The organism is Pseudomonas poae, from assembly GCF_001439785.1.
Lineage (GTDB): Bacteria > Pseudomonadota > Gammaproteobacteria > Pseudomonadales > Pseudomonadaceae > Aquipseudomonas > Aquipseudomonas poae.
Map to the genome: position 1 here is coordinate 63,979 of NZ_JYLI01000027.1, position 15,516 is coordinate 79,494.

Here is a 15,516-nt window from a genome sequence, read left to right on the forward strand (position 1 = left end):
AGCAATTATCTGTCACATCATTGCGTGCTGGAGCGGCTTTTCCCCTGGAAGGAAACCCTGTTATGCGCCTATGTACCAGCGCTATTGCGCTTGTTGTCGGACTGCTGGTCAACCCTGGGGCGCACGCCTCGCAACTGCCACAACGCTGGGTGAGTGCCGGCGGTGCGCTGACCGAATGGGTGGCCGCGCTGGGCGGCGAGTCGAAGCTTGTGGGCGTGGATACGACCAGTCAGCATCCCGAGTCAGTCAAAGCGCTACCCAGTATCGGTTATCAGCGGCAATTGTCGGCTGAAGGCATTCTGAGCTTGCGCCCGCAGGTATTGATCGGTACCGAAGAAATGGGCCCGCCGCCGGTATTGGCGCAGGTTCGGGGTGCGGGTGTCCAGGTGGAGATGTTCTCCGCACAGCCGGATTTGCCGACACTTAAGGGCAACCTTGAGCACCTGGGGAAATTGCTGGGCAATGAAACCAAGGCTCGCCAATTGTTTACCGGATATGAGCAGGCGCTGAATCAGCAGAAAAGCGCGATCGCCAAGGCGCAGGCCACGCAAAAGGCACCGGGTGTATTGCTGCTGCTCGGTCACGCAGGGGGCAAGCCGCTGATCGCCGGCAAGGACACGGCGGCAGACTGGCTGTTGCAACAGGCGGGCGGTCATAACCTGGCGACCCACACCGGTTACAAACCGTTCTCGACCGAATCGCTGGCGGGTTTGAGCCCGGATGTACTGGTGTTTGCTGATCGGGCGCTGACGGGCGACGCGGCGCGTGCGGCGTTGTTCAAGGAAAATCCGATCCTGGCCGCTACGCCTGCCGCCAAAAATGCCCGGGTGTTTGAGCTGGACCCGACGCTGTTGGTGGGTGGGCTCGGACCACGTCTGCCGCAAACTCTGATGAAACTGTCTGCCGAGTTTTATCCGTCTCAGGCTGAATCCGCCCCATGACCACGCTGGTCAGACCCAAAACGCTGTTTATTGGCTTGGCATTGTTATGTGTCCTGGCGATCTGGCTTTCGTTGGCCCTTGGCCCTGTCAGCCTGCCGTTGCTGGATACGGCCAGGGCCGCTTTGCGTTTGATGGGATTGCCGATTGACCCTCAAGGGTTGGAGCAGGCGCAACTGATCCTCGGGCAGATCCGTTTGCCGCGCACTTTGCTGGGCCTGGCGGTCGGTGGCGTGCTGGCGCTGTCGGGCGTGGCGATGCAGGGGCTGTTTCGCAACCCGCTGGCCGATCCCGGGTTGGTGGGGGTGTCCAGCGGTGCCGCGCTGGGGGCGGCGGTGGCGATTGTCGGCGGTTCGTTGTTTGGCGGCCTACCGGATGCAGTCGGCCCTTATCTGTTGTCGTTGTGCGCATTTCTCGGCGGTCTGGGCGTGACGGCGCTGGTTTACCGCCTGGGTCGGCGAAACGGTCAGACCAATGTGGCGACCATGTTGCTGGCCGGCATCGCCCTGACGGCGCTGGCCGGTTCTGCCGTGGGCCTGTTCACTTATCTGGCGGACGACGCCACCTTGCGCACCTTGACCTTCTGGAGTCTGGGGAGCCTGAACGGCGCCAGTTATTCTCGGTTGTGGCCGTTGCTGCTGGTGAGCGCGGGGGTGGCGCTGTGGTTGCCGCGCCGCGCGAAAGCGTTGAATGCGCTGTTGTTGGGTGAATCCGAGGCTGGGCACCTGGGCATTGATGTCGAAGGGCTCAAGCGTGAATTGGTGTTCTGCACGGCGCTCGGCGTAGGCGCTGCGGTGGCGGCGGCGGGGATGATCGGGTTTGTCGGGTTGGTGGTGCCCCATCTGGTGCGATTGCTGGCCGGCCCCGATCATCGGGTGTTGCTGCCCGCCTCGGTATTGGCCGGTGCGAGCCTGCTGTTGTTCGCCGATCTTGTTGCGCGGCTGGCGCTGGCGCCGGCTGAATTGCCGATTGGGATTGTGACGGCGTTTATCGGCGCGCCGTTTTTTCTCTATTTATTGTTGCGAGGGCGCGCCTGATGCTGCGAGTAGAGACGCTGCAGGTTCGCCGGGGTGGCAAAATTGTCTTGGCGGATGTCACGCTGGCGCTGTTGCCGGGCGAGGTACTCGGTGTGCTGGGCCCCAATGGTGCCGGCAAAAGCACGTTGCTCGGCGCGTTGTGCGGTGAGTTGCAGCCCGACCAGGGCAAGGTGTGGCTGGACCAGCAGGAGTTGAAACACTGGAGCGGCGCGCAACGCGCACAGCGCCTGGCCGTGCTGCCCCAGTTATCGACCCTGGATTTTGCCTTTCGTGTCGAAGAGGTGGTTGGCATGGGGCGCCTGCCCCATCAAACCGGACGAGTGCGTGATGATGAAATCATTGAGGCCGCGTTGCAGGCGGCGGATGTCGGGCACTTGATTGGCCGCAGCTATCTTTCGCTGTCCGGCGGCGAGCGTCAGCGTGTGCATCTTGCGCGGGTGTTGGCGCAGTTATGGCCGGGTGAAACGGGGCAGACATTGCTGTTGGACGAGCCGACGTCGATGCTTGATCCACTGCATCAGCACACGGTCTTGCAAGCGATACGCACCTTTGCCGACCGAGGCGCTGCGGTGCTGGTGATTCTGCATGACCTGAATCTGGCCGCACGCTATTGCGACCGGATTCTGCTGCTCGAAGACGGGCGGCCTCATGCGTTGAACACACCGCTGCAAGTGTTGCAGCCCGGGCCGCTCAAGGCCGTATTTGGTCTTGATGTATTGGTGCAGCCGCACCCGGAACGTGGGCACCCGTTAATCATTGCGCGCTGACGCGTACTTTTTTACGGGCAAAAAAAGACCCGGCAAGAGCCGGGTCAAATAACCGTGATTAGCCTGATGAGGAGATAATCTGAGAGTCCGAACCAATGGTCTTTCAGTTATCGGCTGATCTCGCGACCAGTTGTGATAATCATAACGATTCTCATTTGAGAGTCAACAGCTGTTTTTGAACGCCGTTGTGTTTTCCTCAAACGCTTGTTCGAAACAGCCCCGCAAATCAATTCTTCTGGCGAGCGGCAATTGCGTCCAGCTGGCGGTTCAACGCTTCCTTGCGTTCAGCAGGAATGTCGTTCCAGTGAACATTCATCAACGCTCCCTCGATGGCATACAACAGTACTTTCGAGGCACGGAAACCGCGTGTGCGCACGGCGCGGTAAGCATCGACCGCGCCCAGGCGGCGCAGGTCGGACGCACTGTGGATGCCCACCGCATGCAGCCACTGCGCCGACGTCTTGCCAAGATTTTTCAGGAGTTGCAGCTCATCGTTCATCAAGCCTCCTTGCGACGGCCGAATGGTGCGGTGGGTATCGTGACCAGGCAGGCCTGAAAAGGAGTGTAGCGCTCAGTAGGAAAAGCGTGATTCTTTACGAAAAAACGGCCAAACGCTTATAAGAATGGCGCGAAAATGTTGACGGCAGGGTCCGTGCCACGCGTTATACGCAGCCGGACCAGGGGGCTTGGGTTACTTGGTGTGATAGCGCAGGCGCGTTCCGAAGTTGACCGACATGAGGATCTCATCGGCAGTCAATTGCGGCGGGAAATAAGTCCCGGAGATCTGCGCGTGGGCCAGGCTTGCGCCCTCCAGCGGGCAATCGCGCAGATCCAGGCCACGCAAATCGGCTGAGCGGAAATACGCGTCGGTGAAATCCACGCCGGTGGTATCCAGCTCGCGCAGGTCCAGCCCACGGAAGTCGCCACCGCGCATGTCGATCACGCCATCCTTGGGGCGCTCCTGATTGAAGCCGCGAATATCGTCTTTATGCAAAAGCGAGTAGAGCGGGGTATCGAGAAGCTTCGGCTGACTCATGATGGCAATACCGGCTGGAGGTTGTAGGCCATTATAGTGCCACTATTTCGTGGTCGTGCGACGAAGCCGACGACACGACCAAGAAACTTTTCTTACAGGCCCGGCAAGCGCTGCCGGATATGCGCGACCAGCGCATCCAACGTGCCGCTTTCATTGGTCTCGACACGTTGGCTGAGGATCAGCTCCTCGGTTGTCAGGGGATCTCGATTGGCGTGCTGTTCGTCGATAACCGCAAGCGTGGCGTCGGAAGGATCGTTGTTGTCTGCCTGACGCTGCGCCAACCAGCTGGCGATAACGGCTTGTGGTGCGTTGCAATCCAGAATCAGGAACGGCGCGCCTGTTGCTTCGGCGACCTTGGCGGCGGCTTCGCGTTGCTCGCGTTTCAGAAAGGTTGCGTCGAGCACCACCGGAAAGCCGGCGCGCAGCACGGTGTCGGCGATTTCGTTCAGGCGCGCGTAGGTTTTCGTGCTGGCATCGGCAGCGTAGATGCCCGCCTGTGGCGCGTTTTCAACCTGCTGCTCACCGAACAGGCGCTTGCGCTCAACGTCCGAACGCAGGCGCACGGCGCCCAGTGCTTCGACCAGACGCATGCTGACGGTGCTCTTGCCCACTGCCGATACACCATGGGTGATCGCCAGAAAGCGCGACGGAATGGTGCTGTAGCTTTCCGCCAGGTTGGCGTAATTGCGGTACTGGCGCAGCGTGGTGGCGCGTTGCACCGGGCTTGCTTCGCTCGGCATGCTGAACAGCGCGACCTTGGCGCGTACCAGCGCGCGATACGCCTTGTAGAAGTTCAGCACTTCCAGTCCCTGATAGTCGCCCGTCAGCTCCAGGTACTGGCTGATGAAGCGCCGTGCCAGGGACTTGAGCCCACGGTCCTCCAGGTCCATGGCGAGGAAGCCGGTGTCGGCGTACACGTCGGTGAAACGAAACGGCTCGTTGAACTCGATGCAGTCGAAAATCACCACCTGGCCATCAATCACGGTGGCGTTGCCCAAGTGGATATCACCGTGACACTCGCGGGTAAAACCCTCGGCCTTGCGCTGGGCCAGCAGTGGCCTGAGGCGGTCAAAGCTGCTTTCTGCCCAGGCTTGCAGCGCTTCGAGCTGGATCAGGTCTGCCTTGTCGCTGAGGAAAGGACGAATCTGTTCGAAGTTCTGCCGCACTGGCGCCATCACTTCGTCCGGCGTACCAGCAGGGTGTTCCTGTGGGACTTTGGGTGCAGTGAGGTGAAAGTGCGCGATCTGCCTGGCCATCTCGTCGATGTGTGCACTGGTCAGTTCGCCATTGGCCTGCAGGGTGCTGAGCATCTGGCTTTGAGGGAACTGGCGCATTTTTAGCGCATATTCGATCACCGGTCCGTCGCCGCCCACCCTTGGGGATTCGGCAGTGCCGGTAATCGGCAACACCTCAAGATACAAATCTTTGGTCAGGCGCTGGTTGAGGCGCAGTTCTTCATTGCAGAAGTGACCACGTTTTTCCAGGTCGGTGAAATCCAGGAAGCCGAAGTTCATCGGTTTCTTCAGTTTATAAGCGTAGGGACCGGTGAGGATGACCCACGAAATATGGGTCTCAATGACGTGGAACGCTTCAACCGGGTGCGGATACAACGCCGGGTTTTGCAGGGCAGCGATCAGGGACTGGCTCACGGGCGATCCTTCAGAGTCTGGAAAAATTCATGGCGGGCATTATGGCCGCTACGGACGGTCGTGCAAACCGCTGTCCGGCTCATGTTGATCATCAAATAAAGTGCGTATAATCCGCCGCCATGACTCGATCCCGATCTCCCCGTTCCCGTAAAAAACCTCCCTCCCGTGGCCTGCGCCCATGGCTCGGCTGGGCGCTCAAGCTCGGCCTCGTGGGCCTGGTCGTGCTCGCCGGCTTCGCGGTGTACCTCGATGCGGTGGTCCAGGAGAAATTTTCCGGCAAGCGCTGGACCATTCCGGCCAAGGTTTACGCCCGCCCGCTGGAGTTGTTCACCGGCCAGAAGCTGAGCAAGGACGACTTCCTCACTGAACTCGATGCCTTGGGCTATCGCCGCGAGCCTGTGAGTAACGGCCCGGGCTCTGCGGCCGTCAGCGGCAATACTGTCGACCTGAACACGCGCGGCTTCCAGTTCTATGAAGGGCTGGAAAAAGCCCAGCCGGTTCGCGTGCGCTTTTCCGGTGATTATGTGGCCGAGTTGTCGTCGCTCAATGGCTCGAAGCTGCCGGTGGTGCGCCTTGAACCGCTGATGATCGGTGGGATTTATCCTAAAAACCTGGAAGACCGCATCCTCATCAAGCTCGATCAAGTGCCTCCGTACCTGTTGGAAACCCTGGTCGCCGTAGAAGATCGCGATTTCTACAGCCACTGGGGCGTTTCACCGAAGTCAATTGCGCGTGCCATCTGGATCAACACGTCCGGCGGCAAAATGACCCAGGGCGGCAGTACGCTCACGCAACAATTGGTCAAGAACTTCTACCTCACCAGTGAGCGCAGTCTGACCCGCAAGCTCACCGAAGCCATGATGGCCATGCTGCTGGAGCTGCACTACAGCAAGCAGGAGATTCTCGAGGCATACCTCAACGAGGTATTTGTCGGCCAGGATGGCCAGCGCGCAGTGCACGGGTTCGGCCTGGCCAGTCAGTTCTTCTTTGGCCAACCGCTGTCCGAATTGAAACTGCATCAAGTCGCCTTGCTGGTGGGCATGGTCAAGGGCCCTTCCTACTACAATCCCCGTCGCAACCCGGAGCGCGCGCTGGAGCGTCGTAACCTGGTATTGGATGTGCTGGAACAGCAGGGCGTCGCCACCGCTGAACAGGTCGCCGCAGCCAAGAAGATGCCCTTGGGCGTCACGACTCGCGGCAAGCTGGCGGACAGTTCCTTCCCCGGCTTTATCGACCTGGTCAAACGCCAGTTGCGTGAAGACTACCGCGACGAAGACTTGACCGAAGAGGGGCTGCGCATCTTCACCAGTTTTGATCCGATTCTGCAGATGAAAGCCGAAGCGTCCGTCAACGACACTTTCAAGCGCCTTACCGGGCGTAAAGGCTCCGATGAAGTGGAAGCAGCGATGGTCGTGACCAACCCGGAAACCGGTGAAGTCCAGGCCATGATCGGCAGTCGTCAGGCCAGTTTTGCTGGCTTCAACCGCGCGCTGGACGCGGTGCGACCGATTGGCTCGCTGGTCAAGCCGGCGGTCTACCTCACGGCATTGGAAAAACCGAGCAAATACACCCTTACCAGTTGGCTCTCCGATGACCCGTTATCGGTCAAAGGGGCTGACGGTCAGGTGTGGACGCCGCAGAACTTCGATCGACGCTCCCATGGCACGGTGTTCCTCTATCAGGGGCTCGCGCACTCCTACAACATCTCCACCTCGCGGCTGGGTCTGGAAGTGGGCGTGCCGAGCGTGCTCAAAACGCTCGCGCGGCTGGGCATCACCCGTGAATTCCCGGCGTTCCCGTCGATCCTGCTGGGTGCGGGTGCGATGACGCCGATGGAAGTCGCAACCATGTACCAGACCCTCGCCAACGGCGGTTTCAATACGCCAATGCGCGGGATTCGCAGCGTACTGACGGCCGACGGTGAGCCGCTCAAGCGTTACCCGTTCCAGATTCAGCAACGCTTCGATGCAGGCTCCATCTACCTGATCCAGAACGCCATGCAGCGCGTGATGCGTGAAGGCACCGGTAGCTCGGTCTATAAAGTCCTGCCATCGAACCTGACACTGGCGGGCAAGACCGGTACCAGTAACGATTCGCGCGACAGCTGGTTCGCCGGCTTCGGCCAGGATGTGCTGGCGGTGGTGTGGCTGGGCCGTGACGATAACGGAAAAACGCCATTCACCGGCGCGACCGGCGCGTTGCAGGTGTGGACCAGTTTCATGCGCAAGGCCGACCCGCTGCCGCTGAATATGCCGCAGCCGGACAACATCGTTCAGGCCTGGATCGATCCGCACAGTGGGCAAGGTTCCGATGCCAACTGTCCGGGCGCAGTACAGATGCCGTATATTCGCGGCAGTGAGCCACCACCCGGTCCGGCATGCGGTGGCAGTGCGCCTGCGGATGCGGATTCGGTGATGGATTGGGTCAAGGGCTGGATGCATTAAGCAAACGAGGGTTTCAAGTGAACAAGTTGTGGATTCCAGCTATTACCGTCCTGGCCTTGCTGGGCGGTTGCTCCAGCGTGCAGCGCGGCTCGATTCCCGTGGTGGATGCGAGCAGCAACGCTTCCAGCAATGACCGCATCTCGGCCAATGGCGGGTTCCGCCAGACGGTGACCAACCGTCCGGCGCAGGCCAAACCTCAGGCAATGCCGCAGGATTCGGGTGTGGTGGTGATGGTGCCGGGCAGCGGCGCAGCCACTGCGGCGCCGATCAATGCCGAGCCGTGGACGCCCGGCCCGAGCAGCTCCGCACCGATCGACACAGCGCCGGTACAGGCCGCGCCGATCAATCAAGGGTCGTACAGCATGCCGTCGACGCCCAGTGGTGTTCCGTCGTCCTCCGCTGGCGGCGGCCTGTCTGCTGACGAGCAACTGGATGGTCCGGTATTGGCCTTGCTCACCACCGCCCAGCAACAGCAGGCCGGTGGCGATTTGAACGGCGCGTCCTCAAGCCTTGAGCGCGCCCAGCGTGTGGCGCCGCGTGAGCCGCAAGTGCTGTATCGCCTGGCGCAAGTGCGCATGGCCCAGGGTGATGCGCCGCAAGCCGAGCAGTTCGCTCGCCGTGGCCTGAGCCTGGCCAACGGTCGCCCCGACCTGCAATCCAGCCTCTGGGCCTTGATCGGTGATGCACGTGCCGCCCAGGGCGACGCCGCCGGCGCTGCCCAGGCTCGCCAGAAAGCCAAGGTCAGCCTCTGATGGATGAGCGTTTTCCAGCAATTGCCGAACAGCTATTGCTGATTGAGCGCGAATTGCGCGTGCAGGACTGGTGGGATGAGCAATCCCCCAGCATGGAGGCGCTCAGCAGTGTCGAGCCTTTCTCAGTCGACACCCTGGACTTTCATCAGTGGCTGCAGTGGATTTTCCTGGTACGCATGAAGCAGATTCTTGAACAGGATCTGCCATTGCCCAATGCTTCAGGGATCCTGGAGATGGCCGAGATGGTTTACGCCGATCGGCCAAGGGAAAGCCTCGGATTGCGCAATGCGCTGAAAAAGTTCGACCAATTGATCGTCGACGCTCGTTAATTGCCTGGCTGTCGGGTTTTTCGGCAGTCTTGCGCACATTTCTACCGCTTGACGACATTCAGGCGAGTTTTATCCCTCCTCAAACGCCTTTCTTCTGCGTTCTCATGCGCTTAGTTGGAAAAAAGCGCAATTATTGCTTGACTTGAACGGCCTGAAACAGAAGAATCCAAAGTCCGCTGTATCGGGACTGCCAAAAGCAGGCCCGCTCGGCAGATCATGAGGCGCATATCCGCGCCGACCTGTTACACCCGCAACGCGTTACCTCGCGCTGGGTGGGAAAAGCCCGCAACACTTGGGACGATCCCAATACTTGCTCAGTCAGTGCTGACGTAGTCGGCGACCACCGTCGCTCATGCTCTGTTGAGAAGTAAACCTATTAAGACCCGTCGGTTTTCAACGGACGGTATTCTGGCGTTTTAGAGGTGAACAACGTGGAGCTTTTATCTGGCGGTGAGATGCTCGTCCGCTTTTTGCGTGACGAAGGCGTCGACTATATCTACGGGTACCCAGGTGGTGCTCTGCTTCATGTTTATGACGCACTGTTCAAGGAGCCGGCTGTTACCCACATCCTGGTTCGCCACGAACAGGCCGCAACCCATATGGCTGACGGTTATGCCCGTGCCACCGGTAAAGCCGGCGTGGTCCTGGTAACGTCCGGCCCGGGCGCAACCAATGCCATTACTGGCATCGCGACTGCGTATATGGATTCCATTCCGATGGTGATCATCTCCGGCCAGGTGGCTAGCACCATGGTGGGCACCGATGCATTCCAGGAAACCGACATGATCGGTATTTCCCGGCCGATCGTGAAACACAGCTTCATGATCAAGCACGCGTCGGAAATCCCGGAAATCATGAAGAAGGCGTTCTACCTCGCACAGTCCGGTCGCCCGGGCCCTGTGGTGGTCGATATTCCGAAAGACATGACCAACCCGGCTGAAAAGTTCGAATACATCTTCCCGAAGAAAGCCAAGCTGCGTTCGTACAGTCCGGCCGTGCGTGGGCACTCGGGGCAGATCCGCAAGGCGGCAGAAATGCTTCTGGCGGCCAAGCGCCCAGTGCTTTACTCCGGTGGTGGCGTGATTCTGGGCGGCGGCTCCGCACAGCTGACCGAGCTGGCCAAGCTGCTCAACCTGCCGGTGACCAATACCCTGATGGGCCTCGGCGCATTCCCGGGCACCGACCGCCAGTTCGTCGGCATGCTTGGCATGCACGGCAGCTACACGGCCAACCAAGCCATGCACCACGCCGACGTGATCCTGGCAGTGGGCGCGCGGTTCGATGACCGAGTGATCAACGGCGCGAGCAAGTTCTGTCCGAATGCCAAGATCATTCATATCGATATCGACCCGGCGTCCATTTCCAAGACCATCAAGGCCGACGTGCCGATCGTAGGACCGGTGGAAAGCGTGTTGACCGAAATGGTCGCTGCGCTCAAGGACATTGGCGAAACGCCGAACAAGGAATTCGTCGCCAGCTGGTGGAAGCAGATCGACGAATGGCGCGGTGATCGCGGCCTGTTCCCTTACAACAAGGGCGACGGCAGCATCATCAAGCCGCAAACCGTGATCGAAACCCTCTGCGAAGTGACCAAGGGCGATGCCTTTGTGACCTCCGACGTGGGCCAGCACCAGATGTTCGCGGCGCAGTACTACACCTTCGACAAGCCCAACCGCTGGATCAACTCCGGTGGCCTGGGCACGATGGGCTTTGGTTTTCCTGCGGCCATGGGTGTGAAGCTTAGCTTCCCGGATGACGACGTTGCCTGCGTCACCGGTGAGGGCAGCATCCAGATGAACATTCAGGAACTGTCGACATGCCTGCAGTACGGTCTTCCGGTGAAGATCGTCTGCCTGAACAACGGCGTGCTGGGCATGGTTCGCCAGTGGCAGGACATGAGCTACGGCAGCCGTCACTCTCATTCCTACATGGAGTCGTTGCCGGATTTCGTCAAGCTGGTTGAAGCCTATGGTCACGTCGGCATGCGCATCACCGATCTGAAAGATTTGAAGCCGAAGATGGAAGAGGCGTTCGCCATGAAGGACCGCCTGGTGTTCCTCGATATTCAAGTGGACACCAGCGAGCACGTCTATCCGATGCAGATCAAAGACGGCTCCATGCGCGACATGTGGCTGAACAAGACGGAGCGTACTTAATCATGCGGCACATCATCTCCCTGCTTCTGGAGAACGAACCCGGCGCTCTGTCTCGTGTTGTCGGCCTGTTTTCGCAACGCAACTACAACATCGAAAGCCTGACCGTGGCGCCAACCGAAGACCCGACGCTGTCGCGCCTGACGTTGACCACCGTGGGCCACGATGAGGTGATCGAGCAGATCACCAAGAACCTCAACAAGCTGATCGAGGTGGTCAAGCTGGTAGACCTGTCGGAAAGTGCTCACATCGAGCGCGAGCTGATGCTGGTCAAGGTCAAGGCCACGGGTGCCCAACGTGCCGAGATCAAGCGGACCACCGACATTTATCGCGGGCAGATCGTCGATGTAAGCGCCAGCGTTTATACCGTTCAACTGACGGGTACAAGCGACAAGCTGGACAGCTTCATCCAGTCGATCGGGACGGCCTCGATTCTGGAAACCGTACGCAGTGGCGTCACCGGGATCGCCCGTGGCGACAAAGTACTCAGCATCTAACCCAATTAGCGAATGGCCTTACGGCCTGGATATATAGAGGAACCTCATGAAAGTTTATTACGATAAAGATTGTGACCTGTCGATCATCCAGGGCAAGAAAGTCGCCATCATCGGCTACGGTTCTCAGGGGCACGCGCAAGCTTGCAACCTCAAGGATTCCGGCGTTGACGTAACCGTCGGCCTGCGCAAGGGCTCGGCCACCGTCGCCAAGGCTGAGGCCCACGGCTTGAAAGTGACCGACGTGGCTTCCGCCGTGGCCGCTGCCGACGTGGTCATGATCCTGACCCCGGACGAGTTCCAGTCCGCGCTGTACAAGAATGAGATCGAGCCGAACATCAAGAAGGGCGCTACCCTGGCCTTCTCCCACGGCTTTGCGATTCACTACAATCAGGTTGTGCCACGTGCCGACCTTGACGTGATCATGATCGCGCCGAAAGCACCGGGCCACACCGTGCGTTCGGAGTTCGTCAAAGGCGGCGGTATCCCTGACCTGATCGCGATCTACCAGGACGCATCCGGCAACGCCAAAAACGTTGCGCTGTCCTACGCTTCCGGCGTGGGTGGTGGTCGTACCGGCATCATCGAAACCACCTTCAAGGACGAGACCGAGACCGACCTGTTCGGCGAACAAGCCGTGCTGTGCGGCGGTACTGTCGAGCTGGTCAAAGCCGGTTTCGAAACTCTGGTTGAAGCGGGCTACGCGCCGGAAATGGCCTACTTCGAATGCCTGCACGAACTGAAACTGATCGTTGACCTCATGTACGAAGGCGGTATCGCCAACATGAACTACTCGATCTCCAACAACGCCGAATACGGCGAGTACGTGACTGGCCCGGAAGTGATCAACGCCGAGTCCCGTAAGGCGATGCGCAACGCTCTGAAACGTATTCAGGACGGCGAATACGCCAAAATGTTCATCAGCGAAGGTGCTACCGGCTACCCTTCGATGACCGCCAAGCGTCGTAACAACGCCGCTCACGGTATCGAAGTCATCGGCGAGCAACTGCGCTCCATGATGCCGTGGATCGGTGCCAACAAGATCGTCGACAAAGCCAAGAACTAAGTCGTACGCATCAAGGGAAAACGCGGCCTAGGCCGCGTTTTTTCGTTTGGGGGCGTGTTCTGGTATAAAGCTGCATCGTTTGCGGGCGAACACTCGCCGCAAGTGTTTGTCGAATTTTTTCACACCGTTGCAAGGTAAAGTCCATGAGCGAACGTCCCGAAGAGCCAAACCAGGCTTACGACGCCGAAAGCATGCTGCCCATCGATGAACATGTCGAGGAAGGGCATGACGCTGAAGGCCGCAAGGTCCGGCATCGTGGCATCTATCTGCTGCCGAACCTGTTCACCACCGCGAACCTGTTTGCCGGCTTCTATTCCATCATCAATTCCATGAGCGCCCAGAGCGCGTTGGCGGCAGGTGACGCGGCAAGTGCCAGCAAGTATTTCGGTTTCGCCGCCATCGCCATTTTCGTGGCCATGGTGCTGGACGGTCTTGATGGCCGTGTAGCGCGAATGACCAATACCCAGAGCGCCTTCGGCGCCGAGTACGACTCGCTGTCTGACATGGTCGCCTTTGGTGTGGCGCCCGCACTGTTGGCATTTGCCTGGGCGCTGGGTGACATGGGCAAGGTGGGCTGGATGGTTGCCTTCATCTATGTGGCAGGTGCCGCGTTGCGCCTGGCCCGCTTCAATACGCAGGTTGGCACTGCCGATAAACGCTACTTCATCGGCCTCGCCAGCCCGGCGGCTGCCGGTGTGGTCGCGGGCATTGTGTGGGCGTTCAGTGACTACGGCATCCAGGGTTCGAAAATGTCGTTCCTGGTGGCGCTGATGGTTGCGGCTGCCGGCATGCTGATGGTCAGCAACATCAAGTACAACAGCTTCAAGGAGTTTGACCTCAAGGGCCGGGTGCCTTTCGTGGCAATCCTGGTAGTGGTGCTGGTGTTTGCTGTGGTGTTCAGCGATCCGCCGCGCATCTTGCTGCTGGCCTTCCTGGTCTACGCCGCTTCCGGGCCGGTTCAGTATTTGCTGCAGATGCGTCGGGACAAAACGTTGTCTTAATGTAATTTCCCCCATACTCCGCAGTCTATTGGTGTATCTGTTCTCCAATGCTGCGGAGTTGCCATGTTAATCAAACTGCCTAAAGCGTCCGATTGCAACGAATCGGATGTCACGCCTGAATCCTTTTACCTCTCTCGCCGCAGCATACTTGGCGGCGCACTTGCCGGTATGGCTGCAGCCAGCTTGCCGCGCTGGGCCAGTGCCGAAGACGCGGCGCGCTATGCCGATGTCGAGCCGGGCAGGGCGCCGAGCTGGTTTGCCGACAAGTTGCCAGATGCGAAATGGCAGGCGGTGACCGTCAAAGACGAAGCCATCACACCGTTCAAGGACGCGACCCACTACAACAATTTCTATGAATTCGGTACCGATAAGGGCGATCCGGCGAATAATGCGGGCTCACTCAAGACCGAGCCGTGGAGCGTGGTGATCGATGGTGAGGTCGGCAATCCGGGGCGCTATGCTCTGGAAGACTTCATGAAACCCTACCAACTGGAAGAACGAATCTACCGTCTGCGCTGCGTTGAGGCGTGGTCGATGGTCATTCCCTGGATTGGCTTTCCAATTTCGGCCTTGCTCAAGCAGGTCGAGCCTACGTCCAAGGCCAAGTACATTCGTTTTGAAACCCTTCAAGACCCAAAAAGCATGCCTGGGCAGCGCTCGAATTTCGGCCTGATCGACTGGCCCTATGTAGAGGGGTTGCGCCTTGATGAGGCGATGAACCCCCTGGCGATTCTCGCCGTTGGCATGTATGGGCGTGAGTTGCCCAATCAAAATGGTGCGCCGTTGCGCCTGGTGGTGCCTTGGAAGTATGGATTCAAGAGCGTGAAATCCATTGTGCGTATCAGTCTGGTGAGCGAGCAGCCTAAAACAACGTGGCAGAGTATCGCGGCCGATGAGTATGGCTTTTATGCGAACGTGAACCCTACGGTTGACCACCCACGCTGGACACAGGCCCGGGAGCGGCGGCTGCCGAGCGGTCTGTTCAGTCCTAACGTTCGTGAGACCCAGATGTTCAACGGCTATGCAGATGAGGTCGCTTCTCTTTATACCGGCCTGGATTTGCGGAAGAACTACTGATGCGCTATCCCATCTGGCGCATCAGCGTCTTTATAGCTGCGGGTATATGGCCATTATTCTGGCTATATGAGGCGTGGAGTTCTGCGCTCGGTCCGGACCCGGGCAAAGTCCTGGTTGATCGGCTTGGCCTGGGCACCTTGATTCTGTTGCTGATCACCCTGTGCATGACGCCCCTGCAAAAACTGAGCGGCTGGGCGGGGTGGATAGCCGTGCGGCGGCAATTGGGTCTATGGTGTTTTGCTTACGTGGTGCTTCATCTGGCAGCTTATTGCGTGTTCGTGCTGGGGTTGGATTGGTCGCAATTGGGTGTTGAGTTGCGCAAGCGGCCTTACATTATTGTAGGGGCCTTGGGCTTTCTGGGTTTGCTGGTGCTTGCGGTGACATCGAATCGCTATAGCCAGCGTCGACTGGGGAGTCGTTGGAAGAAACTGCACCGGCTGGTGTATGGGGTTCTTGGGCTTGGGTTGCTGCACATGTTATGGATCGCGCGCGCAGATCTGAAGGAGTGGGCTATCTATGCTTCTATAGGGGCGGTGCTTCTGATGCTGCGAATTCCTCCAGTGATGCGCCGCCTTCCGCGGCTTATTGAGAAAAAGCCAGTTTCTGCAACAAAAGTGTAATTAGCGCTTGACGGCAAATCCTGGAAGTCTATAATTCGCCCCACTTCCGGCGCAGTCGAAACGGAAAACTCCTTGGTAAACAAGTAGTTACGCGGAATTCGACAGCGGGTTGCTTCAGGTCATCGAAGCCCAGAAGGAGTTGATAGTGCGGTG

Annotated in this window: 15 protein-coding genes; 12 read left to right on the forward strand and 3 right to left on the reverse strand. The window is 59.1% G+C overall.

Annotation, left to right across the window (positions count from 1 at the left end; genetic code table 11):
* Positions 1 to 62: 62 nt before the first annotated feature.
* From TU75_RS24335 to TU75_RS24345, 3 genes are read left to right on the forward strand one after another with little or no spacing between them, the layout of a single operon-like run.
* Positions 63 to 941, forward strand: coding sequence for a heme/hemin ABC transporter substrate-binding protein (locus tag TU75_RS24335; protein WP_060550396.1), 879 nt, complete (start codon positions 63 to 65; stop codon positions 939 to 941).
* Positions 938 to 1,975 carry a FecCD family ABC transporter permease gene (locus TU75_RS24340; protein ID WP_060550397.1) on the forward strand — a complete coding sequence of 346 codons (1,038 nt, stop codon included), beginning with the start codon at positions 938 to 940 and terminating at the stop codon, positions 1,973 to 1,975. Before TU75_RS24335 ends, TU75_RS24340 begins: the two co-directional genes overlap by 4 nt.
* A complete protein-coding gene (locus TU75_RS24345; protein WP_060550398.1) occupies positions 1,975 to 2,742 on the forward strand; it encodes a heme ABC transporter ATP-binding protein in 768 nt (255 codons plus the stop codon). The genes TU75_RS24340 and TU75_RS24345 overlap by 1 nt, the downstream gene beginning before the upstream one ends.
* 226 nt (positions 2,743 to 2,968) lie before the next feature.
* Here TU75_RS24345 and TU75_RS24350 read toward each other — a convergent pair whose 3' ends face one another.
* From TU75_RS24350 to TU75_RS24360, 3 genes are all read right to left on the reverse strand, one after another.
* Positions 2,969 to 3,241: a TfoX/Sxy family protein gene (locus TU75_RS24350; protein ID WP_003234995.1), complete on the reverse strand. Its 273-nt coding sequence runs from the start codon at positions 3,239 to 3,241 to the stop codon at positions 2,969 to 2,971.
* A 192-nt stretch (positions 3,242 to 3,433) separates the two neighbouring features.
* Entirely contained in the window at positions 3,434 to 3,778 is a 345-nt protein-coding gene (locus TU75_RS24355; protein WP_003234994.1) for a pentapeptide repeat-containing protein, read from the reverse strand.
* A 92-nt stretch (positions 3,779 to 3,870) separates the two neighbouring features.
* Positions 3,871 to 5,427 carry a bifunctional aminoglycoside phosphotransferase/ATP-binding protein gene (locus TU75_RS24360; RefSeq protein WP_060550399.1) on the reverse strand — a complete coding sequence of 519 codons (1,557 nt, stop codon included), beginning with the start codon at positions 5,425 to 5,427 and terminating at the stop codon, positions 3,871 to 3,873.
* Between the two features lie 119 nt (positions 5,428 to 5,546).
* On the opposite strand from TU75_RS24360, the gene mrcB reads away from it, so the two are divergent.
* From mrcB to msrQ, 9 genes are all read left to right on the forward strand, one after another.
* Positions 5,547 to 7,871 carry a penicillin-binding protein 1B gene (gene mrcB, locus TU75_RS24365; RefSeq protein WP_003234992.1) on the forward strand — a complete coding sequence of 775 codons (2,325 nt, stop codon included), beginning with the start codon at positions 5,547 to 5,549 and terminating at the stop codon, positions 7,869 to 7,871.
* A 17-nt stretch (positions 7,872 to 7,888) separates the two neighbouring features.
* Entirely contained in the window at positions 7,889 to 8,623 is a 735-nt protein-coding gene (locus tag TU75_RS24370; RefSeq protein WP_060550400.1) for a tetratricopeptide repeat protein, read from the forward strand.
* Complete coding sequence (locus TU75_RS24375; RefSeq protein WP_060550401.1) at positions 8,623 to 8,952, forward strand: YqcC family protein; 330 nt, start codon at positions 8,623 to 8,625, stop codon at positions 8,950 to 8,952. The genes TU75_RS24370 and TU75_RS24375 overlap by 1 nt, the downstream gene beginning before the upstream one ends.
* A gap of 431 nt (positions 8,953 to 9,383) precedes the next feature.
* A complete protein-coding gene (locus TU75_RS24380) occupies positions 9,384 to 11,108 on the forward strand; it encodes an acetolactate synthase 3 large subunit (protein WP_060550406.1) in 1,725 nt (574 codons plus the stop codon).
* Positions 11,109 to 11,110: 2 nt separating this feature from the next.
* Positions 11,111 to 11,602: an acetolactate synthase small subunit gene (gene ilvN / locus TU75_RS24385; protein ID WP_003176102.1), complete on the forward strand. Its 492-nt coding sequence runs from the start codon at positions 11,111 to 11,113 to the stop codon at positions 11,600 to 11,602.
* A gap of 46 nt (positions 11,603 to 11,648) precedes the next feature.
* On the forward strand, positions 11,649 to 12,665 hold the full coding sequence (ilvC, locus tag TU75_RS24390; protein ID WP_060550402.1) for a ketol-acid reductoisomerase: 1,017 nt from the start codon (positions 11,649 to 11,651) through the stop codon (positions 12,663 to 12,665).
* A gap of 143 nt (positions 12,666 to 12,808) precedes the next feature.
* On the forward strand, positions 12,809 to 13,666 hold the full coding sequence (gene pssA, locus TU75_RS24395; RefSeq protein WP_060550403.1) for a CDP-diacylglycerol--serine O-phosphatidyltransferase: 858 nt from the start codon (positions 12,809 to 12,811) through the stop codon (positions 13,664 to 13,666).
* 63 nt (positions 13,667 to 13,729) lie between these two features.
* The gene (gene msrP, locus TU75_RS24400; RefSeq protein ID WP_060550404.1) at positions 13,730 to 14,743 is read left to right on the forward strand and encodes a protein-methionine-sulfoxide reductase catalytic subunit MsrP; all 1,014 of its coding nucleotides are present in this window, start codon (positions 13,730 to 13,732) and stop codon (positions 14,741 to 14,743) included.
* On the forward strand, positions 14,743 to 15,363 hold the full coding sequence (gene msrQ, locus TU75_RS24405; RefSeq protein ID WP_060550405.1) for a protein-methionine-sulfoxide reductase heme-binding subunit MsrQ: 621 nt from the start codon (positions 14,743 to 14,745) through the stop codon (positions 15,361 to 15,363). Before msrP ends, msrQ begins: the two co-directional genes overlap by 1 nt.
* Positions 15,364 to 15,516 lie beyond the last annotated feature (153 nt).